This is a genomic window from Pseudarthrobacter sp. As-47 (genome assembly GCF_058215595.1).
Window position 1 is genome coordinate 1,008,493 of record NZ_CM177088.1, and the last position, 21,239, is coordinate 1,029,731.

17 protein-coding genes and 1 pseudogene are annotated in these 21,239 nt (G+C 64.2%); 10 read left to right on the forward strand and 8 right to left on the reverse strand.

Going from position 1 to position 21,239, the window contains the following annotated elements; translation table 11 throughout:
• Positions 1-10 precede the first annotated feature (10 nt).
• Both AC4BCK_RS04705 and AC4BCK_RS04710 read right to left on the reverse strand, forming a co-directional pair.
• Positions 11-943 carry a matrixin family metalloprotease gene (locus AC4BCK_RS04705; RefSeq protein WP_174175965.1) on the reverse strand — a complete coding sequence of 311 codons (933 nt, stop codon included), beginning with the start codon at positions 941-943 and terminating at the stop codon, positions 11-13.
• Positions 943-2,082: a VIT1/CCC1 transporter family protein gene (locus AC4BCK_RS04710; RefSeq protein WP_363938914.1), complete on the reverse strand. Its 1,140-nt coding sequence runs from the start codon at positions 2,080-2,082 to the stop codon at positions 943-945. Before AC4BCK_RS04710 ends, AC4BCK_RS04705 begins: the two co-directional genes overlap by 1 nt.
• A gap of 277 nt (positions 2,083-2,359) precedes the next feature.
• On the opposite strand from AC4BCK_RS04710, the gene AC4BCK_RS04715 reads away from it, so the two are divergent.
• A complete protein-coding gene (locus AC4BCK_RS04715; protein ID WP_174175961.1) occupies positions 2,360-2,587 on the forward strand; it encodes a hypothetical protein in 228 nt (75 codons plus the stop codon).
• 100 nt (positions 2,588-2,687) lie between these two features.
• On the opposite strand, the gene AC4BCK_RS04720 is transcribed toward AC4BCK_RS04715, so the two are convergent.
• The 5 genes from AC4BCK_RS04720 to AC4BCK_RS04740 form a co-directional block, all read right to left on the reverse strand.
• A complete protein-coding gene (locus AC4BCK_RS04720) occupies positions 2,688-4,205 on the reverse strand; it encodes a sodium:solute symporter family protein (protein ID WP_363938826.1) in 1,518 nt (505 codons plus the stop codon).
• A 443-nt stretch (positions 4,206-4,648) separates the two neighbouring features.
• Positions 4,649-5,614, reverse strand: coding sequence for a DMT family transporter (locus AC4BCK_RS04725; RefSeq protein ID WP_363957571.1), 966 nt, complete (start codon positions 5,612-5,614; stop codon positions 4,649-4,651).
• Positions 5,607-6,827, reverse strand: coding sequence for an argininosuccinate synthase-related protein (locus AC4BCK_RS04730; protein ID WP_363957568.1), 1,221 nt, complete (start codon positions 6,825-6,827; stop codon positions 5,607-5,609). Before AC4BCK_RS04730 ends, AC4BCK_RS04725 begins: the two co-directional genes overlap by 8 nt.
• A 13-nt stretch (positions 6,828-6,840) precedes the next feature.
• Positions 6,841-7,560: a 2OG-Fe dioxygenase family protein gene (locus AC4BCK_RS04735; protein ID WP_363957565.1), complete on the reverse strand. Its 720-nt coding sequence runs from the start codon at positions 7,558-7,560 to the stop codon at positions 6,841-6,843.
• A 581-nt stretch (positions 7,561-8,141) separates the two neighbouring features.
• Positions 8,142-9,227 carry an IS110 family RNA-guided transposase gene (locus AC4BCK_RS04740; RefSeq protein WP_364319658.1) on the reverse strand — a complete coding sequence of 362 codons (1,086 nt, stop codon included), beginning with the start codon at positions 9,225-9,227 and terminating at the stop codon, positions 8,142-8,144.
• A 374-nt stretch (positions 9,228-9,601) separates the two neighbouring features.
• Between AC4BCK_RS04740 and AC4BCK_RS04745 the strand changes: the two genes are divergently transcribed.
• Positions 9,602-10,177: a helix-turn-helix domain-containing protein gene (locus AC4BCK_RS04745; RefSeq protein ID WP_104186205.1), complete on the forward strand. Its 576-nt coding sequence runs from the start codon at positions 9,602-9,604 to the stop codon at positions 10,175-10,177.
• A 131-nt stretch (positions 10,178-10,308) separates the two neighbouring features.
• On the opposite strand, the gene AC4BCK_RS04750 is transcribed toward AC4BCK_RS04745, so the two are convergent.
• Positions 10,309-11,124: a DUF559 domain-containing protein gene (locus tag AC4BCK_RS04750; RefSeq protein ID WP_363957559.1), complete on the reverse strand. Its 816-nt coding sequence runs from the start codon at positions 11,122-11,124 to the stop codon at positions 10,309-10,311.
• A gap of 320 nt (positions 11,125-11,444) precedes the next feature.
• Between AC4BCK_RS04750 and speB the strand changes: the two genes are divergently transcribed.
• The 8 genes and pseudogenes from speB (at position 11,445) to AC4BCK_RS04790 (ending at position 21,215) form a co-directional block, all read left to right on the forward strand.
• Positions 11,445-12,509: an agmatinase gene (speB, locus tag AC4BCK_RS04755; protein ID WP_310112181.1), complete on the forward strand. Its 1,065-nt coding sequence runs from the start codon at positions 11,445-11,447 to the stop codon at positions 12,507-12,509.
• A 4-nt stretch (positions 12,510-12,513) separates the two neighbouring features.
• Positions 12,514-14,232 carry a thiamine pyrophosphate-binding protein gene (locus tag AC4BCK_RS04760; protein ID WP_363957555.1) on the forward strand — a complete coding sequence of 573 codons (1,719 nt, stop codon included), beginning with the start codon at positions 12,514-12,516 and terminating at the stop codon, positions 14,230-14,232.
• Positions 14,233-14,383: 151 nt separating this feature from the next.
• Entirely contained in the window at positions 14,384-14,857 is a 474-nt protein-coding gene (locus AC4BCK_RS04765) for a MarR family winged helix-turn-helix transcriptional regulator (protein ID WP_066280320.1), read from the forward strand.
• 70 nt (positions 14,858-14,927) lie between these two features.
• Positions 14,928-16,463: pseudogene (locus AC4BCK_RS04770) on the forward strand (MFS transporter); the annotation flags it as partial.
• Between the two features lie 180 nt (positions 16,464-16,643).
• Entirely contained in the window at positions 16,644-18,377 is a 1,734-nt protein-coding gene (locus AC4BCK_RS04775) for an ABC transporter ATP-binding protein (RefSeq protein ID WP_363938819.1), read from the forward strand.
• On the forward strand, positions 18,374-20,449 hold the full coding sequence (locus AC4BCK_RS04780; protein ID WP_363938818.1) for an ABC transporter ATP-binding protein: 2,076 nt from the start codon (positions 18,374-18,376) through the stop codon (positions 20,447-20,449). Before AC4BCK_RS04775 ends, AC4BCK_RS04780 begins: the two co-directional genes overlap by 4 nt.
• Before the next feature lie 38 nt (positions 20,450-20,487).
• Positions 20,488-20,904: an acyl-CoA thioesterase gene (locus AC4BCK_RS04785; protein ID WP_174176047.1), complete on the forward strand. Its 417-nt coding sequence runs from the start codon at positions 20,488-20,490 to the stop codon at positions 20,902-20,904.
• Positions 20,905-20,981: 77 nt separating this feature from the next.
• Positions 20,982-21,215: a PLDc N-terminal domain-containing protein gene (locus AC4BCK_RS04790; protein ID WP_104186210.1), complete on the forward strand. Its 234-nt coding sequence runs from the start codon at positions 20,982-20,984 to the stop codon at positions 21,213-21,215.
• Positions 21,216-21,239: the final 24 nt, after the last annotated feature.

The following is a 21,239-nucleotide window of genomic DNA, read 5'->3' on the forward strand; positions in this document are numbered from 1 at the left end:
AGCCGGCCGGTCAGAGATCCTTCCGGCACTGCGCCTTGCTGAGCTCATAGAGCCCGTTGAGGTCCCCGGCGGACAGTCCCTCGGGGGTACCGATCTCGGGATACATCAGTTGGGTGGGGTCGTCCACATGGTCGAGGCCCATCACGTGGCTGAGCTCATGCAGGATCACGGCCCGTGCATACAGGTGGCCGTCCGGGTTCAGCAGTTCATCGGCGATTTGTGGCGCGTCCAGGTCCAGCCCGCCCGTGACGAAGGCCTTGGGGCCGTCGTCGTAACTGAAGTGGGTGCTGCCCCCGGTCCCGATCACCTTGCCCTTGAGCTGCGGAGCCACCTCCGGTGTTGTCCAGGCGATGAGCAGCGGCGCCCAGCGCTCGCCGTAGGCCCCGGGCTGGTACGGCGGGCGTTGGGGGGAGGGCTGCTCTGCGGTGGTGCCGTCGTAGATGAACCGGATGCCGGTGGCGGCGGAGATGGTGGCGATGGATTCCGTGACCAGCTGCTGCGAGCCGGCCGGTGCGAGCTCGTCATTGATGACGTAGTGCAGCGGCCGGCAGGGGGAATACCCCACCGGGCTGCCGTCCCCGTTGACGGCGAGGAAGCGGTAGGAATCGCTGCCCAGCGGCGGAGGGTCTGCGGCGGCCAGGGGAGCGTCCGACTCCTCCAGTCCCGGGGGAGGCGCGCCCAACCGGCCCTCGGCCTGGGGTACCTGGCCTGCTTCCCCCGCGCTGCCGGGGTCCTGCTGCCCGGCGGACTGCCCGTTTCCCGGGCCGATGCGGACGTTCAGCAACTCCTTGAAGCGCGGGTCATTGAGTGCCAGTGCTGCTCCGAACACAGCACCCGCGGTCAGCGCCGCGGTGAGCAGCAGCTCCACGACCCGGCGCACGCCCAGGCGGGCCTTGCTCCCCGCATGGCGCGACGGCGCGCGGCGCGGCGGCCGGTTCTCCACTAGCCCACAACTGTGCCGAAGGCCAGCCCCAGCAGGTAGGTGACGGCTGCCGCGCCTAGGCCAATGGCCAGCTGGCGGAGTCCACGCGTCAATGGCGACGTGCCGGAGAGCAGGCCCACCGTGGCGCCGGTGACCAGGAGGGCGAGGCCCACCAGAATGCTTGCCGCCACCAGGGCGGCGACGCCGGTCAGGCCAAACAGGAACGGCAGGATTGGAACGATCGCGCCGGAGGCAAAGAAGCAGAAGCTGGACAGGGCAGCGCCCCACGCGGTCCCCACGGCTTCATGCTGGTCCTCGACGTCGGGCAGTTCCGGCTGCAGCGACAGGCTGGGATCGCAGTCGCAGGGCAGCAGGCCCATACGTTCGGCCACCCGGTGCTCGGCTGCTTCCTGGGTCATGCCCCGGGCCAGGTACACCAGCAGCAGTTCGTTGTGTTCCAGGTCCAGTTTGGGGGCCGCCAGCAGGGTGACCTGGGTGGGGCGCGTTGCGGCCAGCAGTTCGCGCTGCGACCGGACTGAGATGAACTCCCCGGCGCCCATGGACATGGCTCCGGCCAGCAGCCCCGCGATTCCGCTGAGCAGCACCACACTGCTGGCGACACCGGACGCGGCCATGCCCATCACCAGCGACAGGTTGCTGACCAGGCCGTCATTCGCGCCGAACACGGCGGCCCGGAACGTGCCCGCCAGTCTGTTGCGTCCCCGGGTTGCCAGTCCGCGGACCACTTCCTCATGGATCTGCTCGTCCGCCGCCATCGCATCCGTGGCGTTGGGGTCCTTGGCGTAGGGGGAGCGGCCCTCTGCGCGCTGGGCCAGGGCCAGCACAAACACCGACCCGAAGTGGCGGGCCAGGAACCCCAGCATCCGGCTGCGCAGCGAGGCACGCCGGGGCTTGCCCGCACGCTCCCCCAGCAGTCCCAGCCAGTGTGCTTCATGGCGGCCCTCGGCTTCGGCCAGGGCCAGGAGGATGTCGCGCTCTTCGCCCTGGCGGTTCTGTGCCAGGTCCCGGTAGACGGCAGCTTCCGCCCGTTCGTCCGCGAGGTATTGCCGCCACCGCTTGACGTCCGACGGCGAGGGCTGGGCCTGCTGGCGTGCGCCGGCTTGGTCCTGGGGCGATGAGGATTGCGACGCTTGCGGCATGGCGTGGCGGTTGAACCTGGCGTGCTGAGACACGGAAACTCCTGGGCTGGATGGGGCATGGTGCGGCCCCATTGCAGTGCAAGCTTACTGCGAAAATCCGCGGATTTTTGGCCGGTTAGCCTCCTCCGGATATTTCGGTGTGCCTTAAACAAGGCGGGATCCCTGGGTCCCGCGGCACGCTATTGACCCCCCTGCAGTGCGGTGCTGTGATGAAGGTGTGGCGCGTCCAGCGCCCTCACTGAAAGAGCACGTCAGGCGAACAAACGGAGGTTCAATCATGAGCACCACCGGACAGCACCCGGACATGCCGCACCTGGATGCCGTAGAGGCGGATCCCGCCTATGACTACGCCGAGGATGCACCGGTAGTTGAGGACGACTGGGATACCGAGGACGAACTCCTGGACGAGGAAGAGCCGGTGGTCCAGGTGCCTCCCGTCGTGGTCGACGCCGAGGACCGCGTGGTCCCGCTGGATGACCCTGACGAGGTCCGCGAAACCGACTAGGAAACCAGGACACAACGACGGCGGCACCTCCCCTTCGCCGGAAAGCGAAGGTGGGGTGCCGCCGTCGTGCGTTGCTCCTGTTGTCCTATCCTGCCGGGGCCTAGCGGGCAGCGGTGGGAAGGGGCGCTTCTTCTGCGGCCTGTCCTGCCACCCGGCGCTGCCAGTTGCGCATTACCTGCGGGTCGGTCGGTTTGCTCAGCAGGGAAACCGCAACGTAGACCAGGGCGGACGCCAGCAGGCCGTAGTAGATGGGCTCGTTCGCGTAGATGCCGTCCAGCGGTGCCTTGGCGTTGATTTCCAGGATGATCATGGTGCCCAGCGTCACCACGGAACCCACGGCCATGGATGCAGCCGCAGCGATGCCCGTACCGCGCTTCCAGACCAGGCCGCCGAGGATCGCCACGAGGAGGCCGCCCACCAGGATGTCGTAGGCAATGGTCAGGGCTGCCACCACGTCCTTGGTGATGATGGCGATGACGATGGCGATGATTCCCAGCGCGAGGACCCAGATGCGGTTGGCCTTGACGTCGTGCTCGGGGTTGTCCGAGTCGTCCGTGTTGATGTCCTTGCCGAACCAGCTGGCAACGAACGGCAGGACGTCGGCACGGGCCACGGTTGCGGCGGCGATGAGGGCGCCTGACGCGGTGGACATCATCGCTGCCACGGCTGCTGCCAGGACCAGCCCGCCGATGCCGACGGGAAGCAGCGTCTGGGCCACCTCCGCGTAGACGTCGTCCTTGACTGCGATGTCGACGCCGGCAAGGGCCACGCTGGCGGCCATGCCGATCAGGGCGCCGGCAACTCCGTAGAGGATGCAGTAGACGCCTGCGGTGGCGCCGCCCCAGCGTGCCACGGTGGGGGTCTTCGCCGTGAAGACGCGCTGCCAGATGTCCTGGCCGATCAGCAGGCCCAGGGTGTAGACAACGAAGTACGTGATGATCGTCTGGACGCCGATGCCGTCGATCTGGAAGAAACTCTCGTCCACCCGGCTGCGGATCCCCTCAAAGCCACCCGCCGCGTTGAGCGTGAAGGGCAGCATCAGGAAGAAGATGCCCACGGTCTTGATGATGAACTGCACCTGGTCGGCCAGGGTGATGGACCACATGCCGCCCACCGTCGAGTAGACCAGCACGATGGCTCCGCCGACGGCGATCGCAATCGGACGCTCCCAATCGAAGAGCACCACGAAGATGGTGGCGTAGGCGCCGGTGGACGTGGCACACAGCATGAGGGTGTAGGCGAGCATTACAATGCCGGAGGCCTCCGTGGCCCTGCTGCCGTAGCGCAGGGTAAGCATCTGGGAGACCGTATAGATCTTCAGCTTTTGGATGGTTCCGGCAAAGAGGAGGCTCAGCAGCAGGACGCCGGCGCCGATGGCCACCACCAGCCACATGCCGGAGATGCCGAATTTGTAGCCGAGGCCCACACCGCCCACGGTGGAGGCGCCGCCCAGGACGACGGCGGCCATGGTCCCGGTATAGAGGAAGGGCCCGAGGCGGCGGCCGGCCACCAGGAAGTCGCTGTTGTTCTTGGTGCGGGACTTGCCCCACCAGCCGAAGGCCAGCATCGCGAGCAGGTACACCACCACGATGGCGATGTTGATGAAACTTGCATCCATGTTGGGCTCCTTGGAGCGTGTTGGCAGCGTGGGGCACGCCGGAGTGACGGTGGACCGGGTGCCGCTGCGGGATTTTGGGGAGTGAGAGGGGATTCTCGGCTATTGCTCTATAGGCAACAAGTGTTTCCAAAGCGTAGGCTGTGACGGTGATAACAGTCAAGACCGCGTTGGATGCTTCTATGATCCGTCAACCCGGCAGTGAAGTTATGTAGTGACGCTGGATGCGATAACGGGGCTCCGCCCCGGGAACTCGGACAGCGAAGGAGGCTCGGTGATGGCTTGTTCCGGTTAAGTTCCCGTGCGTGGTCCATTGCCTGCTGGCCGGCCTGAACGAGTTGTTGGCGGTGTTCTGTGCTGCGGTACCAGTAGAGAAGCAGCCCTCCGGTGAGAGTCCGTCGGGCTGCTTCTCTACTCATTCAGTTGTCCCCTGGGGGTTGTTTTAACTATGCCGTCGGGGTGCGGATCTCTTCAGGTTCACGGGAGGCAACGGAGGCAGTGGGCGGAGCCTTGAGTTCCAGGCGCTGCCCCCACATTGTTCCAGCAAGCACAAGCACAACACCGAAGATTCCGATTGGGCCTAGGACGTCGCCTGCCAGCGTAACGCCGATGATTGCTGCCCAAACCGGTTCAGTTCCAAGCAAGAGACTCACTCTAGTCGGGGAGGTCTTGCGAACCGCCCACATTTGAATAAAGAACGGGAAAACGGTGCATACGATCACCAGATACGCCATCTGGAGTGCCGCGGACCAGTCCATGCCTCCTGTATAGGCCGGAACCGGCATGCCCCAGAGGCTGGACATGATTAGGAACACCAGTGCGCAGGTGGCCATCTGGACGAAGGTCAGATTTAGCGAATCAATGCTGCGTCCTGCCGAGAGCCTGTGCATCCCCGTCACATGGACCGCACGTGCCACTGCGGCCAGCAGGATCAGCAGATCGCCGAACCCGAAGGATGCTGCGGCACCGCCCGTAGCGAGGAAGTAGACCCCAGCAACCGCGATCACCGCGGCCAGGTAAAACAGCCGGCTGAGCTTCCGCTTTCCGACCAACGTTTCCAGTACTGGGGTCATCACGATGGTGAGGCTGATGATGAGCCCGGCGTTGGTCGCGCTGGTTGCGGCAATGCCGAAGGTTTCGAACGTAAAGACGGTGGACAGCAACAGGCCGAGGATACAGCCGATCGCTGCCTCCGTCTTCTGTAGCCGCTTGCGCATCAAGACGAGAATCAGGCCCAGTGCGGCGGCGGTCAGTGTCATCCTGACGCCAAGAACCGCCAGCACGGTGTCCTGACTGACCAGTTCCTTGGCAACCCAGTAAGTCGAGCCCCAAGCCACAGCGACGGCAAGCAGCAAAGCATCGACAACCGAGGCCCGCTTGGCCGCGGACCGGAGAGAAGTTGGATCAGACACTGTTCAGCCCGGCCAGGACCAGTCCATCAGAACGCATAGCGTAGCCTTCCTTTTCGTTATTCACGGATTCCGCTTCCCAGGCTTCGCGGTCACGAAGGTACAGGGCGTTCGGCGCGTGAATGCTTACTGTATCCACTGAACGTTGGTTCATAGCCCAAGTGACAGTGCCGGTAACCCGGCTGGTCGAGGACTCAATGAAAGCCTGGGCCGCGGACTTTAGTCCGCCAAACCAGCGCCCTTCCACAGCTTCCGTCACCCAGGTCTGTTCTATATCCATTTTTTCCCGGATCAGCCGTTCACTGAGGCAAGCCGTTTCCAGATGCCGCAAAGTTCTCAGGAGGATCCAGGCCGCCGGCATCTCACGTACCTCGAGTACCTTTTCACCGCGGTCGAGATGCTCCAGCCCGCTATAGCGTCCATAGCCGAATTTTCCAACGCGGTGATTGAGCTCCTCAATAATCGCAGCCAGCTCCAAAGCACGGCCGTCCACGTTCACGGGGAGTCCGTTCGCGAAGCCGATGCTCATCAGTTCTTCGGGGTAGCTGCCGGTGTTGGCCGTCCACTGGTACAGGTCCTGTTCCATTGCGTGGTTTTCCGGGTCGTCCAAGAATCCGGATTCGTATTCCCGGCACCACAGATTAGAGTCTCCGCTGACGACGCGCTGCGCCATACTGGTCAAGCCAGCAGCAGCAAGGTGCTCGATTTTCGTTGAGCGATCGACCGGTTCGAGGTCGTACGGACTTCCGTAGCGGCCGGTGAATTTCAGGGCGCTGATCGACCCGTTCAACCGCCGCAAGGAGTTTTGCGAGCGGTTCGCCGTATGCAGAAGCATGCGTGCACCTGTTTTCTCCGCAAGCTCCACGGCGACTTTTGCGAGCAGAGGCCGGGACAGAGACGAGCTAATTGGATGTGTCCCTAGGTACACCGCATGAGCCCTGATGGCGGGGGCCACGTGGTGGCTGATGAATTCGTTCCTGGCGTCGACAGAATGGAACGTCGCGCCGAGGTGAGTGGCGATTTCGCGTTTTCCTGTGTGCGATTCAACATCACCAACATCGATGGAAACTGCGTGAATGTTCTGCATCCCCAGTTTTTGAAGGCGGTACAGCAGATAGGTGCTGTCCAGGCCGCCGCTGAACAGTGTCACCACCGGGTCAGTGCGGTCAAGAATTGCGTTTTCGAGCTGCCCGAAGGAACGAATTAGCTGCGACAATTTCGGTGCTTCCTTACGCTGAAGTATCGGTGAACATCGCGATGAGAACATCGCGGTATCCCTGGTCGTGACCAGGCTTGAGAGATAGACCAGTCACGTCGTGCAGCAGCTTGTGGTCGTCCACGAAAAGATACTCACCCGGTTCGCTGAGCTGGGTGGAGGCCAGCTTGCTGCGGTCCGATGCGAGATAGACGCTGCTCTCGCCGCCATCCGCGCCGACCCGGTCCACGAATAGGGTCAGAACGTAGTCAACTCCATCGCGGTGCACACCTTCAGGTGCCGGCTGCCCAACTTCATCTTGGCTGGTCAGGATACGGTTCTGGAAGCACTGGGCCTTCCAAGTGCGCCCCGGACGCACTGCCTCCAGATAGTGCGAGACGGTCCGAAAAACGGACGAAAGACTGGAACTTTCGACAACACTGTCCTCAAAGGGTGCATACATCCGGTCGATGCCGCCATTGAGGTGATTGACCGATTTTTCCTGCTTGTAGGGCACGTGGGGGAGCAATTCCGGCGCCCCTGTCGTCCCCTCAACCGAAAACTCCGAGTACCGCCGAAAGCGGTATTTTCCACCATCTGCCATATAAGTATCGGGCCGCAGGTTGGACCAGCTCGAAGCAAAGTCTTGCCAGTCACCATCAAGCGCCTCGGATGAAACGGCTGCAAGATTAGTGTGAACAAATCCAGTTGTTTTAAGACCATCGATATTCAATGAATCGACAAGAGTTTTCATAAATCCCCCAAAATTAAGATGTGGTTAGGCATCCGTTCATGCTCCCAGTGGGCTATGGAACGGAGTCGGGCCAGAAGCGCCTTCAGACCTAGGACCAACGGTAGACGATCGATTTTATGAATTAACTTTTTGTCCGATGGGACGTAATGAAGCTTGTATGTTTCGTCATTTTTGCCATGAATTGTGCTTGACTTTTTCCTGTTCCCAAAAAGGTGTATGCGGAACTCGGCAGGTCAACGCCGCGATTATGAGGCCAGTGACGTCCGGCGAACCCCGCTGGTCATCGTGCAAGGCGCGCACCTCGCAGCCCGCACTGCCGGCACCTCTGAACATCAACGTCTTCGTGTAGACCGCGCGCATGCACGCTGAGGGGATGCTGACCCGCGGCCAGAACGATCCCGAGCAGATTCGGCGTTGTTTTGAGGCGGAGGACTGGTGCTTCAGTCAGCAGGGCGTACCCGAGACCCTGATGATTCCGCGAGCCTGGAGCAAGCGCTATCCTCGATCAGACCCGGCGACGGCTTGGACGCAACCAAACCACTGCCGCGGCAGCGCGCTTTGTTAAAAACCACGTCGTCGGATTAGCCAGTGGCGGGTACTACTCCAAGGTTTCCGTTCACGGAACCTTTGCTGTTGAGGTGTCTAAAGATCTGGCGGGTTATGTAGCGCTTGAGGCTTCGGATGATTTCCTTTTTGGTTCTGCCCTGGCTTATCCGTTTGGCGACGTAGTCTCTGGTGGCCTGGTCCCTATTCATTCTGATGAGAGCGATGGTGTAGATGGCTTTGTTGAGTTGACGGTCGCCGCCGCGGTTCAGGCGGAATCTGGTGTTGCTGCCGGAGGATGCTGGGACGGGGCAGGTACCGGCCAAGGCAGCGAATGCGGCCTCGGAGCGCACCCTCCCAGTGTGTGACCAAGCTGTGAGGATGATTGCGGCCAGCACCGGACCAATGCCGTAGACATTCAGAAGAGCCGGCTGAACTTGCTGCACAAGGGTCTCGAGTTCTTTGTGGTTTTTGGCCATTTGCTCCTGCAGGGTCAGGATCTGTTTCGCGAGGCGTGTGGCTTCGCGGCGGCAGGTTTGGACTCCGAATTCTTCGTCCCTTTCCCGCCATCCTGCGATGGTCTGGATCTGGGTGACGGTCAACGGTTTCCGGGCATCCATGCCGAGGTCTACGACGCGCAGGAGAGCAGTGAGAGCGTTGATGGCTGCGGTGCGTTCCCGTGCCATGGTGCGGCGTGCGTTGGAGAGGATCCGTAGTGCCATGTGGTTCTGCCCGGACCGGGGTTCCCGGAGCCGGTCCATAGGGATGCTGAGAATAGCTCGTGCTGCCCGGGTGGCATCGATGGAATCGGACTTACCCTGATACCTGCCCAACCGCTGGTTGGGGACAGGAGCTTCAGTGACCTGGAAGCCGGCGTCGGAGGCTTGTTGCCGAAGTTTCGCGCCGTACGACCCTGTTCCCTCCATGGAGAGCAGGACCTGCTCAGGAGAAGCTTCGGTGCGGCGCAGAATCCAGGACAGGGCGCGATTGCCTCCGGTTGCGTTGGCAGGGAATGTTTCGTTCGCTATTTCTCCACCAGTTGCGGTGTCGACGATGGCTAGTGTGTGAGTTTTTGCGTGCGTATCAATGCCTACGACGAAGCAGAAGTGCTCTGCCACAATCATCTTTTTCCTCCTGAGTTCCGGGAATGGAAGCGCGTCGGTGGGTTACGGCGTGGCAGGTCTGTAATGGGCCACACCCGCTGCGTGGGTGGGCATGCTTCTAATCAGGCCAGCGCTGTAGACAGAACCGATGCCGGACCCGGCCAAGGCGGACATATCCAAGCAAGCGCACTCCGCAAAAGCTCCGTGCGGAGGCAATACCATGGGCGAGTCACACCCCAGCCAGGTCACAGCACCAGACTGCCAGCCGCTCACAGAGCAACCGGGTAAAGACTTACAGACCATGGGCCACGCGTGCAATGAGGCGTCACAGAAGGGGCCGGCCACTAGTATTGCTCCAAAGTGGGGCCGGGCTGCCGGCCATGAAAGGTTCGTAGATGAAGGCACTGCCAGTTGAGCCGAGCAACGTTCCAGTGGCTATCGGCTCGAGGATCCGGGCCGCCCGGCAGTCGCAGCGGCTGACCATTGAGCAGGTTGCTGACGCGACAGGGCTGACCAAGGGATTCCTCAGCAGGGTGGAGCGCGACCTTACATCCCCGTCTGTGGCCTCCCTGGTCACACTGTGCCAGGTCCTCTCGGTCTCGGTGGGAGACCTCTTTGCGGCGCCCGAGACGCACCTGACCAAGCGCAATGACGGGCCGCGGATCTCGCTGGGCGGCCAGGGCATCGTGGAGCGGCTCCTCACCGCCCGCTCGGAACGGCGCGTCCAGATCATCCAGGCCTGCATCGAACCGCACGGCCGCGGCGAATCCGAGCTCTACGCTGTGGACTGCGACGTTGACGTCCTGCATGTGATCAAGGGCAGTATCCGGTTGATCCTCACCAACGAGGAATACGACCTCAGTGCAGGGGACACCGTCACCTTTCCCGGCCGCGAGCCGCACACCTGGATCAACCCCACCGACAAGCCCGTCGAGGTTCTCTGGGTCCTGGTGCCGGCCGCCAGCCGCTGAGTTCCTGCCCGGTTGCCCGGCCGCCCTGTGCGCTCCCGCCCGGTTGCCGGGCCGCGCTCCGCGGATTTGCGCTGCACCGCGCCCGGCCGGCCCTCGGCCACCGCAGGAAACTGGGCGGGAGCGTCCGCCGGTCAGCCTCGGGATGCCAGGGCAGCCCTGATCTCGGAGACAACCTGCTCTGGGTTGAACCAGATGTGCTCGGGCATGTATCGGAGAACGGCATAGCCGTTAACCGTGGAGGAATTGTTCCTGTCCCGGTCCCTGAGCATGTCGGCACGCTTGGAGTGGAACGCGTAGCCGTCGATCTCCACGATAAGGAAGCCGTTGAGGAGGAAGTCCACCCGTCCGATTCCGGGTAAGTGGACCTGCGCGTCAAAGTCGATGCCGTTCAACCGGAAAAGATGCTGGGCGTCCACTTCAACGATGGATTCGGCGCGGAGATCCAGATCCCGGAGGGCCCGCAGTACGGGCGCGGACCGGTCCGCGCGGAGTTCCTGTTTCAGAAGCTCCAACGGCAGGCTGTAGAGCCGGATGGCCGATGTCGCCAGGGCGGTTGACGCCGGCCGCGGAAGGCATCCCAGTGCGTGCAGCACGACGTCTTCGACGCCCGCCACCGGCAGGGTTGGGTGGCCGCTGAAGCGCACCGATCGATGCCGGATGAACCCTGCACCGTGGCCATGGTTGCAGGCCAGGTGCAGTTGGGCTGGCGGCTTCCTGAGCCAGAGCCCATAGTGCAGCGCTGCGCTCGCGCAGGTCAGCCGCGCGTTGTGGTGGATGGCTGCCGCCAGCTCTTGGGTGCAGCCGGGCGCGAGGAAGACTCCGCGCTTGGGCTGGTAGGCGCCGCGCTCCTTGAGCCGGGCTATGTCCCTTCGCGAGTACCCGGCGTCGAGCAGTTGGGCCGTCCGGGCGACTCCGCCGGCTTGCTTCAGGTGCTCGAAAATGTCCATCTGGCAATTTCAGTCGGACGGAACCGGCAATCGGAACAGCGCCCGCGCTGTATGTGGATCCAGTGGGCAGCGCCCTGCCGTACGTTCCCGCCCGGTTAGTTGCAGGCGCACGCACGGTGCTTCCCGGTAGAGCGCCCCCCGCCCGCGGGTTGCGTGGTGCAGAAGGGGAGGGGTCCGGGGCAACTGCGGAGGAGCGCGCATGGATAGAGGAACCAGGGCGGGACCCCTGCCGATGAAGTAAACAAGTGATGCACATAGGGAAACCACCTGTATGATTGCAGTCACACCAGTCCCTCAACTCCTCGAAGGAGAGGCCTCCATTGGAAGAGCTGCGCATCGAAGCCAACGGCAACCTTGGCCCCATCGATTCATCCAGGATTCCCCGTTACGCGGGAGCCGCCACCTATGCCCGCCTTCCCCGCCTGGACCAGGTGGCCAAGGCCGACGTCACGGTGGTGGGTGTGCCTTTCGATTCCGGCGTCTCGTACCGCCCGGGGGCCCGCTTCGGTGCAAACCACGTCCGTGAAGCAAGCCGGCTCCTGCGCCCGTACAACCCGGCATGGGACGTCAGCCCCTTCGAGAACATCCAGGTAGCCGACGCCGGGGACATGGCCGTCAACCCCTTCAACATCAACGAGGCCATCGACACCATCCAGCAGAATGCCCTGGACCTCACGGCAGGCGGCGGCAAGCTGGTGACCCTGGGCGGCGACCACACCATCGCCCTGCCGCTCCTCCGCGCCGCTGCCGAGCGTGCCGGCGGGCCCATCGCCATGCTGCACTTTGATGCGCACCTGGATACCTGGGATACCTACTTTGGAGCCGAGTACACGCACGGCACCCCGTTCCGCCGCGCCGTCGAGGAAGGCATCCTGGACACGGAAGCCATCAGCCACATCGGCACCCGCGGCCCCCTCTACGGTAAAAAGGACCTCGACGACGACCATCGCTTTGGGTTCGGCATCGTCACCTCTGCCGATGTCTACTACCAGGGCGTCCTGGAAACGGTGGCGAAGGTCCGTGACCGGATCGGCAACCGCCCGCTGTACATCTCCGTTGACATCGACGTCCTGGACCCCGCCCACGCCCCGGGCACCGGCACTCCCGAGGCCGGCGGCATCACCAGCCGGGAGCTTCTGGAAATCATCCGCGGCTTCCGAGGCATGAACCTCGTGGGAGCGGACATCGTGGAGGTGGCCCCCGCCTACGACCATGCCGAGATCACCGGCGTGGCCGCCAGCCATGTCGCCTACGAACTGGTCACGCTGATGGCCGACAACGCCGTGGCAGGGGACCGCTTTGGAGCGGCCAACGGGTACGCCGCCCAGGCCCTGGGCCAGGAATCCCGCCGTCCGGCGGGGTTCGCACCGGCAGGCAAGGAGTAGCCGGATGGGCGACGTCACTGCGGATGGGGCGGCAGCACAGGCTGAAAAGAATCCGGGCGAGGGTGTGCGCAACGGCGGGGACCTCGTCGTCGAAACCCTTGAGGCGCTGGGCGCCAAGACCGTCTTTGGCATCCCCGGCCAGCATGCCCTGGGCCTCTTCGACGCCATGGGCCGCGGCAACCTGCAGTTCGTCTCTTCACGGGTGGAAAACAACAGTGCATTCGCCGCGGACGGGTATTCCCGCGCAACGGGCGAGGTGGGTGTCCTGTTCCTGTCCACCGGTCCCGGCGCGCTGACGTCCCTGGCCGGGCTGCAGGAAGCCTACGCCACGGGGGTTCCCATGGTTGTGGTGGCCAGCCAGATCCCGCTCGAGGGCCTGGGGGCCAGGCGCAAGGGCATGCTGCACCAGCTCGATGACCAGAAGGCGTCCGCGGCCAACGTCACCAAGAGCCAGCGGCTGATCCAGCACGCCTCCGGCATCCCCTCTGCCATCCAGGACGCCTGGACCGAGGCGATCTCCTCGCCCCAGGGTCCGGTCTGGCTGGAGATTCCGCAGAACGTCCTGCTCGATCCCATCATGGTGCCCCCGGTGGAGGATGCGCTCGCCGAGGCGGCGGACAATCCACCCCGGGTGGAGCTGGTCCGGGAAGCCGTGAAGTGGCTGCAGTCCGCGGAACGTCCGGCCATCATCGCCGGCGGCGGCACGCGGCGGGGCCGGGCCGAAAAGTCCCTGCTCTCGATTGCCGAGAAGCTTCGTGCTCCCGTGATCTGCACTCCGGGCGGGAACGGTGCCTTTCCCTGGAACCATGAGCTCTCGCTGCAGTCCTGGATCGAGGACCGCTACATGACCGACCTGCTGGAGGACGCGGATGTCCTGGTGGTGATCGGATCATCCCTGGGCGAGGTTACCTCCAACTACTTCACGTTCGAGCCCCGCGGCCGGATTATCCAGATCGACGCCGAACCGAGGGTCCTGGAGTCCAACCGCCCCGGGCTGGGGATCCGGGCAGACGCAGGCCAGGCGCTCGCCGCCCTTGATGAAGCCCTGGACGCCGGGGCGGGCCGGACAATGCCGACCTGGCACGGAAAACCGCCCGAGGAGCTGGTCAGGGAATCCCTGGCGAAGGTCCGCGCACGCCTGGAGTCGCAGGACCTGTCCAAGGAACTGAAGTTCATGGCGGACATCCGCGAGGCGGTGCCGGCGGACATGCAGACCTTCTGGGACATGACCATCGCGGCCTACTGGGGCTGGAGCTGCTGGGACGCCCGCGAGGGCCAGTTCCATTCAGCCCAGGGCGCCGGCGGGCTGGGCTTCGGGTTCCCGGCAGCCATCGGCGCGGCCGTGGGACTCGAAACTGTTGGCAGGCCCTCCGGCTCTGCCCGGGTACTCGCAGTGTCCGGTGACGGATCCTCGATGTACTCCATCTCCGAACTTGCCACCGCGAGGCAGCACAACGTTCCTGTCACCTGGCTGATTGTGGACGACGGCGGCTACGGCATCCTCCGCGAATACATGGTGGGCGCATTCGGCAAAGCCACGGCCACCGAACTGGCCCGCCCGGACTTCGTCAAACTTGCCGAGGCGTTCGGTGTGCCTGCCGTCAAGGTGGCGCCGGAGGGCGTGGGGGACGCGCTGAAGGCAGGATTCGCGGCTGACGGGCCGAACGTCGTCGTGGTGGAAACCCTGCTGAAGATGTTTGCGCCCACGCACCTGGCGGAATGACCGCCTGCTCCTCCACACCCGGACGCCCCAAAGGCCCCAGCTCGCATTGAGCTGGGGCCTTTTGCGTGCCCCGCCGGGAGCGTTTAGTTTCCCAAAGCAACGAGTTTAAGATATGGTTGCTTCAGGCAAACAACTGAGGAGCCCTTCAACCATGGCAGTAGCGCCGGATACGGCAGCGGATCTTGTGTACCAAATCTTCGATCTCCAGCGGGCGGTGCGGTGCATCGCCACGGCCAGCGTGCGCGGGCAGGACACAGGTGTGGCGCTCCAGGGCGTGCTGCGCTTCGTGGGGGAGGGGGAGGCCAGGGCCACGCGCCTCGCTGAGCGGCTGGGAGTCAGCGCGCCGGTGCTCAGCCGGCACATCGCGGACCTGGAGGAGCATGGGCTGGTGGTCCGCAGGCAGGACCCGGACGACGGCCGTGCCCAGCTGGTTGCCCTGACGCCCCTGGGGGCGGAGAAACTCCGCCACATCGAGGACCAGCGGACGGCGGTCCTGCAGGACTACCTGCGCGACTGGAGCGAGGAAGACGCCGGTAACACGGCCAGGATCCTGCACAAGCTCACCGAATCACTCAAACAATCAGCCCGGGCAACGGCGGCCGGCACCATCACCACCACCGCTTAGGAGCAGACCTATGGCAAGAACTGCCGCCCCCGCCACATCAGCCGGCGCCCCAGCAGGCACTCCGCCCGAGATGTCCCACCGCCAGATCATGGAAGCCCTCACCGGTCTCCTTGCCGCCTTCTTCACGGCGATCCTCAGCAGCACCATCGTGGCCAACGCGCTGCCCACCATCATGTCCGACCTGCACGGCACGCAGACCGACTTCGCCTGGGTCATCACCGCCGCGCTGCTGGCCAACGCCGCCACCACCCCCATCTGGGGCAAACTCGCCGACCTCTACAACAAGAAGGTCCTGGTCCAGCTCAGCATCATCATCTTCGTGGCCGGCTCCGTTATGGCCGGCCTGTCCGAAACCATCCCGCTGCTGCTGGGTGCCCGCGTGATCCAGGGCGTGGCCATGGGCGGACTCACTGCCCTGTCCCAGGCCATCATCGGCACCATGATCCCGCCGCGGAACCGCGGGAAATACTCCGGCTACATGGGAGCGGTCATGGCAGTCGGCACCGCCGGCGGACCGCTGCTGGGCGGCTTCATCGTGGACAGCCCGCTCGGCTGGCGCTGGACCTTCTTCGTCTGCGTGCCGCTCGCCGTCGTCGCCCTCATCCTGCTGCAGGTCACCCTCAAGATCAGCCACGTGCGCCGACCCGCCAAGATTGACTGGCTGGGCTCCATCCTGCTGACCGCCGGCGTGAGCCTCCTGCTGATCTGGGTCTCGTTCGCCGGCAATCCCGCCTACTACGACTGGATTTCGTGGCAGACCGCCGTCATGGTGGGCGGCGGAATCCTCCTGCTGGCCCTGCTGGTGCTGGTGGAATCCAAGGTGGAGCAGCCCATCATCCCGCTCAAGATCATCTCCGAACGCACCACGGCGCTGGCCATCCTCGCCTCCGTGGCCGTGGGCGTGGCAATGTTCGGGTCCTCCACCTTCCTGGGGCAGTACTTCCAGGTGGCGCGCGGTGCCAGCCCCACGGAAGCCGGGCTCCTGACCCTTCCGATGATCGCCGGAAACCTGGTCGGTTCAGTGGTCTCCGGACAGCTGATCAGCCGGACGGGCAAGTGGAAGGGCTACCTGATCGCCGGCTCCATCCTGCTGATCGGCGGGCTGGGACTGTCCGGAACCCTGGACCACACCACCGAACTCTGGCACGCAGGGGCCTTCACCGCAGTGCTGGGCCTCGGCCTGGGCATGCTGATGCAGAACCTTGTCCTGGCCGTGCAGAACACTGTCCGGGCGTCAGACATCGGCACGGCAAGTGCCTCGGTTGCCTTCTTCCGGTCCGTGGGCGGCGCCATCGGTGTCTCCGTCCTGGGCGCCATCCTGGCCAACCGGGTGAGCGAGCTGGCCACGCAGGGCTTGGCAACCGCAGGCATCCCCGTTGAGGGAGGCGCGGCCGGTGCCAGCATGGACCTGGCGCACATGCCGGAACCTGTCCGCGACATCATGCGGGCTGCCTATGGTGACGCCACGGCGGAGGTGTTCCTGATCTCGGCTGCCGTGGCCGTCGTGGCGCTGGTGTCCGTGCTGTTTATCAAGGAGAAGCCCCTCCGGCGCACGGTGGACATCCAGCCGGGTGCCGGGGATAAGGGCACGACGGCGGAGCTCGCCACGGCAGGCAGGTGACCCTGAGGGGTACTCCCCGCGGATGATCTTTCCCGGGGCCTGTTTCACCACGGGAAGGAGTTTCGTAGAGTGGGAAGGCTGAGGATGTCGGCCCCGGCTGCTACTACTTAAGCCTCCTACTCTTTGCGAACCCATCATCAAACTCATCACTAAGGACACGTGGGCATGCTCCTCACCCTCATACGGCGGTTTTCCAGGCCGTATAGGCCGTTTATCGCGGCCGTCATTGTGTTCCAGCTGGCGTCCACCATCGCGGCGCTATACCTGCCCAGCCTGAACGCCCAGATCATCGACCAGGGGGTCTCCCGCGGGGACACCGACTTCATCTGGCGGACGGGTGCGGTGATGCTGGCGGTGGCGTTCATCCAGGTGGGCACCGCCATTGCGGGTGTCTACTTCGGCTCGAAGACCGCCATGGCCATGGGCCGCGACCTGCGCCGCGGGGTGTTCCGCAAGGTCACCAGCTTCTCTGCCATGGACGTCAATGCCTTTGGTGCCCCGACGCTCATCACCCGCGGCACCAACGACGTCCAGCAGGTCCAGATGCTTGTGCTGATGGGGCTGAACTTCATGGTGGCAACGCCCATCATGTGCATCGGCGGCATCATCATGGCGCTGCGCGAGGACCTCAACCTGTCCTGGCTGGTGTGGGTGTCGGTGCCCCTCCTCACCGTGGTGGTTGGATACCTGGTGGTCCGGCTCATGCCGCTGTTCCGGTCCATGCAGAAAAAGATCGACCGCATCAACGCCGTCCTGCGCGAGCAGATCATCGGCATCCGGGTGGTCCGCGCCTTCGTCCGGGAACCGTATGAAACGCAGCGGTTTGGCGGAGCGAACAAGGAACTGACGGATGTCTCGCTGAAGATCGGCGCCCTGTTTGTCCTGATGTTCCCTGCCATCGGCATGATCCTCCACCTGTCCACCGCGGCCGTGCTGTGGTTTGGCGGGCAGCGCGTGGACTCAGGCGAGATGCAGGTGGGCGCCCTGACCGCCTTCCTGCAGTACCTGCTCCAAATCCTGATGGCCGTCATGATGGGCACCTTCATGGCCATGATGATCCCGCGCGCGTCAGTCTGCGCGGACCGTATAGGCGAGCTGCTCGACGTCGAGCCCTCCATCCACGATCCGGAACACCCGGAGGTGCCGGGCACGCTGGCCGGCGTGGTGGAGTACCGGAACGTCACCTTCGCCTACCCTGGCGCTGAGTCGCCGGTACTGAGCAACATCAGCTTCACGGCGCAGCCCGGCCAGACCATCGCGATCATCGGTTCCACAGGCTCGGGGAAAACCTCCCTCCTGTCCCTCCTGCCGCGGCTTTACGACCCCGCCGAGGGGGAGGTGCTGCTGGACGGGGTCCCGGTCAGCAGGATGGACCGGGCCGACATCACCCGGCGGGTGGCCCTGGTGCCCCAGCGGCCCTACCTCTTCTCCGGCACCATCGAGCACAACCTGAGGTTCGGAAAAACCGATGCCACGGACCAGGAACTGTGGGAAGCGCTGCAGGTGGCGCAGGGCGACGAGTTCGTCCGTGCCAAGAAAAACGGCCTCGGATCCCGCATCTCCCAGGGCGGGACCAACGTCTCCGGCGGCCAGCGCCAGCGCCTCTGCATCGCCCGGGCACTCGTGAGCAGGCCCCGCGTGTACCTCTTCGACGATTCGTTCTCCGCACTGGACGTGGCCACCGATGCCCGGCTCCGGGCCGCGCTGAAAGGCATCACCGCAGACGCCACCGTGATCATCGTGGCGCAGCGGATCTCCACCATCACCGAGGCGGACCAGATCCTGGTGCTGGACAACGGACGCATCGTGGACCGCGGTAAACACCAGGAACTCCTGGAAACCTCGCCCACCTACCAGGAAATCGTTGAATCCCAGCTGAGCGTGGAGGAGATGGCATGAGCGCCCGCAGGAAGGACTCCACCGAGATCAGCGAAACATCAGCTGCCCAGGACGCCCCCGACGCGGAGCTGGTGGAGGGATCCGTCGAGGACGACGACTTCGTCGAGGAGGAATTCAAGCCCTCCGAGGCCGACGGAGACATGTTCGGCGGGATGCCCGCCAAGAAGGCCCAGCACTTCTGGCCCTCCGCCAAGCGGCTCATGGGGCTGCTGAAGCCTGAGGCCCTGGGCATTTACGTGGTGGTGGGCATGGTGGTGATCGCCGTGGTCCTGAACGTCATCGCCCCCAAGATCCTGGGCCAGGCCATGGACGTCATCTTTGCCGGAGTGGTGGGAAAGCAGCTTCCGGCCGGCGGCAGCAAGGAACAGTTCGTGGACGGTCTGCGCCAGCAGGGCCAGGACAACTTTGCAGACATGGTTTCCCGGATGGAACTGGTGCCGGGCACCGGCATCAACTTCGACAAGCTCAGCATGCTCATTGCAGTGGTCCTGCTGATGTACTTCGTGGCCAATATCTTCCTCTGGCTGCAGGGCTACGTGCTGAACCGCATCGTGATGAAGGTGATCCGGCGGCTCCGCGATGACACCGAACGGAAACTGAACCGCCTCCCGCTCAACTACTTCGACACCCGCCAGCGCGGCGACGTGCTGTCCCGGGTAACGAACGACGTCGACAACATCCAACAGGCGCTCCAGCAGGCCTTCGCCCAGCTCATCAACTCGTTGCTGACCGTCATCGGCATCGTGGTGATGATGTTCATCGTGTCCTGGCAGCTGGCCCTGATAGCGCTGGTTGCCCTTCCCCTCTCGGGGGTGGCAGCAGGCATGATCGGCGTGCGCAGCCAGAAGCTCTTTGCCGCCCAGTGGAAGAACACGGGCGCGCTGAACGGGCAGATCGAGGAGTCCTTCTCGGGGCATGACCTGGTGCGGGTGTTCGGCCGCGACGCGGACATGCTGGAACGGTTCGAGGAACGCAACGAGGAACTGTACAAGGCCAGCTTCGGGGCGCAGTTCGTCTCCGGCATCATTTTCCCGGTCATGCAGTTCGTCTCCTACCTCAGCTACGTGGGCATCGCCGTGGTGGGCGGCTTGCGGGTGGCTTCCGGGTCCATGTCCCTGGGCGACGCCACCGCATTCATCCAGTACTCCCGCGAGTTCACGCAGCCGCTGGGCCAGATGGCCGGCATGGCAAACATGCTGCAGTCCGGCGTGGCCTCCGCTGAACGGGTCTTCGAGTTCCTCGACGCCGATGAGCAGGATGAGGAAACCGCCACCGAGCACCTCCCGGCCAGGACTGACGGGCACGTTGACTTCAACAGCGTCACCTTCAGCTACACGGAGGACAAGAAGCTGATCGAGGACCTGTCCTTCACCGCCGAACCGGGAAACACCGTGGCCATCGTGGGGCCGACCGGCGCCGGAAAGACCACCCTGGTCAACCTGGTCATGAGGTTCTATGAGCTCAATGCCGGCTCCATCATGCTGGACGGCGTGGACATCACCCACCTCAGCCGCTCCGAGCTCCGCTCCAAGGTGGGCATGGTGCTGCAGGATGCCTGGCTGTTCGGCGGGTCCATCTACGACAACATCCGCTACGGCAACCTTGAAGCCACGGAGGATCAGGTGATGGCGGCCGCCAAGGCCACTTTCGTGGACCGCTTCGTGAGGGCCCTGCCGGAGGGCTACAACACGGTCATCGACGAGGAAGGCAACAACGTCAGCGCCGGCGAAAAACAGCTGATCACCATCGCCCGGGCCTTCGTGGCGAATCCCTCGCTGCTGATCCTCGACGAGGCCACCAGTTCCGTTGACACGCGCACCGAGCTGCTGGTGCAGAAGGCCATGGCCGCGCTCCGCACGGACCGCACCAGCTTTGTGATTGCCCACAGGCTCTCAACGATCCGCGACGCCGACACCATCCTGGTGATGGAGAACGGCAGGATCGTGGAGCAGGGGAACCACAAGGTCCTCCTCGCTGCACGGGGCGCGTACTACCGCCTGTACATGTCCCAGTTCGCCGGGGCGGATGCAGGGGACGTCCCGGTGGACGATTCGACGGCGGTGCACAGTTGAGCACCAACGGAAGCCAGCGGATCGAGGTCCTTGTCCCCATGCGCTGGGGAGACATGGACGCTTACGGGCACATCAACAACGTCCAGATTGTCCGGATGCTTGAGGAGGCCCGCATCGCGGCCTTCGGCCCGCCCCGCGGTGCCGGCGCGCCCGGAATTGATCCGCATGTCTCGCTGTTCAATGACGTCCCGGAAGGCACCATGGCTTTGGTGGTGGACCACAAGATCCGGTACGTCAGGACCCTCGAGTACCGGAACGTGCCGGCCGTGGTGCAGGTGTGGATTGGCGCCGTCAAAGGGGCCAGCTTCGATATCCACTACCTCATCCAGGACCCCGTCACCCTGGAGGACTGCGTCAGGGCGAGCAGCCACCTGGCATTCGTGGACGAGGCCACGGGCCGCGTGCAGCGGCTGACGCCTGAACAGAAGGAACGCCTGGCGCCTTTCACGGCGTGACGCGGATGCGCCGGCACACGCCCCGTTGCGCGGGAGCAGCAAGCATCGGAAACTGAGAACCTATACAAGGAGCAAACATGGCCCAGAAAAAGACCTGGAAAGAAATGTCCCCGTCAGCAAAGGCCGGCACCATCCTGGTGGCCATCGCGCAGGTGTCCCTGCTGGTGGCGGCGCAGCGGGACATTTCGAAGCGGCCCGCGGCGCTCATCAATGGCCCCAAGGCCGCATGGCGGGCAGCATCCTTCATCAACTTCATCGGCCCCGTGGGCTACTTCACCTTCGGCCGGAAGCGTCCCGGCGCAGGCAAGTAGCGGCACCGGAGCTGCCGGGGGCGT

Coding starts and splice junctions, on each gene's coding strand:
- AC4BCK_RS04710 (WP_363938914.1), bottom strand. CDS start 2,082: ATGCCGCAAGCGTCGCAATCCTCATCGCCCCAGGACCAAGCCGGCGCA.
- AC4BCK_RS04715 (WP_174175961.1), top strand. CDS start 2,360: ATGAGCACCACCGGACAGCACCCGGACATGCCGCACCTGGATGCCGTA.
- AC4BCK_RS04720 (WP_363938826.1), bottom strand. CDS start 4,205: ATGGATGCAAGTTTCATCAACATCGCCATCGTGGTGGTGTACCTGCTC.
- AC4BCK_RS04735 (WP_363957565.1), bottom strand. CDS start 7,560: ATGAAAACTCTTGTCGATTCATTGAATATCGATGGTCTTAAAACAACT.
- AC4BCK_RS04740 (WP_364319658.1), bottom strand. CDS start 9,227: ATGATTGTGGCAGAGCACTTCTGCTTCGTCGTAGGCATTGATACGCAC.
- AC4BCK_RS04745 (WP_104186205.1), top strand. CDS start 9,602: ATGAAGGCACTGCCAGTTGAGCCGAGCAACGTTCCAGTGGCTATCGGC.
- AC4BCK_RS04750 (WP_363957559.1), bottom strand. CDS start 11,124: ATGGACATTTTCGAGCACCTGAAGCAAGCCGGCGGAGTCGCCCGGACG.
- AC4BCK_RS04760 (WP_363957555.1), top strand. CDS start 12,514: ATGGGCGACGTCACTGCGGATGGGGCGGCAGCACAGGCTGAAAAGAAT.
- AC4BCK_RS04765 (WP_066280320.1), top strand. CDS start 14,384: ATGGCAGTAGCGCCGGATACGGCAGCGGATCTTGTGTACCAAATCTTC.
- AC4BCK_RS04775 (WP_363938819.1), top strand. CDS start 16,644: ATGCTCCTCACCCTCATACGGCGGTTTTCCAGGCCGTATAGGCCGTTT.
- AC4BCK_RS04780 (WP_363938818.1), top strand. CDS start 18,374: ATGAGCGCCCGCAGGAAGGACTCCACCGAGATCAGCGAAACATCAGCT.
- AC4BCK_RS04785 (WP_174176047.1), top strand. CDS start 20,488: ATGCGCTGGGGAGACATGGACGCTTACGGGCACATCAACAACGTCCAG.
- AC4BCK_RS04790 (WP_104186210.1), top strand. CDS start 20,982: ATGGCCCAGAAAAAGACCTGGAAAGAAATGTCCCCGTCAGCAAAGGCC.